Origin of the sequence: Segatella copri, from assembly GCF_002224675.1 — a bacterium.
GTDB lineage: Bacteria > Bacteroidota > Bacteroidia > Bacteroidales > Bacteroidaceae > Prevotella > Prevotella copri_U.
This window is the reverse complement of sequence record NZ_NMPZ01000054.1, coordinates 1-2,752: the sequence shown is the minus strand read 5'-3', so window position 1 is coordinate 2,752 and position 2,752 is coordinate 1. Positions and strand designations below refer to the sequence as shown.

At 40.9% G+C, this 2,752-nt stretch carries 2 protein-coding genes; both read left to right on the top strand.

Going from position 1 to position 2,752, the window contains the following annotated elements:
- Positions 1-155 precede the first annotated feature (155 nt).
- Positions 156-1,208, top strand: a complete 1,053-nt coding sequence (locus tag CFT61_RS16185; protein WP_007896891.1) for an IS110 family transposase — start codon at positions 156-158, stop codon at positions 1,206-1,208.
- Positions 1,209-1,474: 266 nt separating this feature from the next.
- On the top strand, positions 1,475-2,521 hold the full coding sequence (locus tag CFT61_RS16180; protein WP_007896893.1) for an IS110 family transposase: 1,047 nt from the start codon (positions 1,475-1,477) through the stop codon (positions 2,519-2,521).
- Positions 2,522-2,752 lie beyond the last annotated feature (231 nt).

Genomic DNA, 2,752 nt, shown 5'->3' with positions numbered 1-2,752 from the left:
TTTTACCTTTGCACCCAGGAATCAAGTTAGGATATTTGGTTAATGGGTGTTAAGGTGAACTATCTTTCTTTCAAGGTATGCCCTTTCTCATGTCATAGTCCTTATATAATCCAGCCAACTTTCTTGATTCCATTTAACTATTAAATGTCAAAATTATGGATAAAGAACTTTACATAGGCGTGGATGTCTCAAAGCAGACTCTCGACCTTGCTTATTATGACGGAGAAAGCATTGATTGGAAGAAAGCCCATATAAAGGTGAGCAACAACAATGCAGGTTTCAAGAAAATTGGTTCATGGGTGGCAAAGGTAAGCAAGGGGTTTGATATAGTCTTGTTCTGTATGGAATATACAGGACTTTACACCCAAAACTTTAGACTGTGGTTGGAAGAGAAACATTATATTTATAGGATGGTGGAACCTCGCAAGATGCATCGCTTTGAGCCAGACTTGGATGATGGACTGCGTTCGCTCGACCGCATCAAGACTGACGAGCTTGATTCTTTCCGCATAGCCATTTACTGTGAGCAGAACCACAGAAAGATTCTTCGCAACCCATCAAAACTTCCTTCTCCTGTATATTTTAAGTTGAAGAGGCTTTTGGCGGAACGCAAGCAGACAGTCAAGCAGTCAGTGCTTTACAAGCAGCAGCTTCATGATATATGTGCGTATGACACAGATTTGTCTGTGGAACGTAAGAATGGGCAACTTAAAACGCTCAATGATGCACTTAAAGGCATAGACAATGAAATTGACATGTACATAAAAGAAGATGCGGACATCAGCAAGAACTTTTCCCTGCTGACATCAATACCTGGTATTGGGCGTGTTGTCGCACTTGAAACCATTGTCTTGACCGAAAACTTCATGGCAATAGATAACCCACGTAAATACGCTTGCTATATTGGTGTCGCTCCTTTCAAGAAAGAATCTGGTACATCTGTGAGAAAAGGCTCGTCAGTCTCTAAGAAAGGTTTTAAACAGGCAAAGGCAGATTTGTCCATTGCCTGTTTGGTTTGCATGCAGCACATTCCGAACATCAGAGATTACTGGGAACGCAAGAGAAAGGAGAAATGCAGTGGAATAGTGTTTAATGCAATCAAGTTTAAGATGATACTCCGTATGTTTGCCGTTATAAAACGAGGTACTCCGTATGTGGAGACGGACAATTATCGAAATGGGAAAAACAAGCAACCAGGAGTGAACTAACAGTGTTTTAAGACCATCACTATACCATGATAGAGTCTCTTGGTTGCTTTTGGCACTACCTTTGCGAGGAATCCTCAAAAGGAAGGAACTCCAGACAGAGGTAGTGAACTTTTTAATCTTAGGCAAAGCCCTTTCCCTTGATATAGTCTCCTCTGCCCGAAATGTCAGACTCAGTGCCTTTTAGGGAATTAGCTGTCCGTCCCAGCTTTTAAAAGATTTGGCTTATCCTGACATAGAGAGTTCCTTTCGTAAAGCGGTGCAAAGATATGAAAAATAAATCATTTGTAGGCATTGACATCTCTAAAAATGTCATAGATGTATCTATATTTCGTGAGGACACCAACATCAAAATGTTCCCTCATGAGGTGTTCAACAACACTCGCAAGGGATTTGGCGATATGTGCTCATGGCTCAAAAAGAGCCGTGTGGTACTTTCCCAAGCCCTGTTTGGCATGGAATTTACAGGTTGCTACTCCTTGGACTTGGAAAAATTCCTCACGTCCAAGAATTACTCTTTCTGTATGCTTAGTACACGTATAGTAAAACATCATCCTATGGGGACAATAGATAAGCGAGACAAGAATGACTCTGCAAAGATAGCTGACTTCCTCTATCGTTATGATGGCACGGAATGTGCCAAGCCATACAAGTTGCCAAGCAAGGCTATGCAACAATTGAAGCAACTTGTCAATGAGCGTAAGTTCCTTGTGGAGCAACGGACAAACTTTATGAACCGAATGCAGATGTTTGAAACGAAAGAGGATTCTGCCATGTATGAGAGCTACATTAAAAAGCTCAATCATGACATTGAGAAGATAGATCAGGAAGAGTGTGAATTAATGTCCAAGGAGGAAGATGTCTTTGACACTTTTCAGAATCTGTTGACGATACCAGGAATTGGTTTTGTCAATGCAACAAACATAATTGCCATCACACGAAACTTTACCGCTTTTGACACAGCTCGGCAATATGCGAGATATGTTGGCGTAGCTCCATGCAGTCACACTTCTGGTACCAGTGTGAAATGGCGTGCCCGACCTTCCGCACACTGTAACGGTCAAGTGAAAGCTGACCTGTCTATGGCGGCATTGAGAGCTGTTGAGTACGATGTGGAAATGCAAATGTTTTATAATCGAAAGTTAGGAGGCAGAAAAGATTCTGATACTAAGCGTAAGGCATTGAATGCCGTCAAGTTTAAGCTCATTTGCAGAATGTTTGCCATAGGCAAGCAAAAGAGAAAATGGGAAGTGTTGAACACCTCTGACGACAGAAAGAACTTACATATTGAAAAGTCCAAAGCAAGTGAACTATGACAATGTACCATTGTCTCTTATAGTCTTGTGAGGACAGATACGGATAACTAATTAGGAATCGAGCAAAAAGCTATTAAAAGAAAGAGTTCCGTATCGTTTTTTTTGTAACAGAAAAGTCAAAAAATGTCTTCTTCTGCTACAGGGGTAGGTATGACTATATGCTTTCTGGGGGCAATTTTGCTTATTTTAACACAAAAAAGCTCTCAAAAATTTGGTGATGTCTTAGGAATC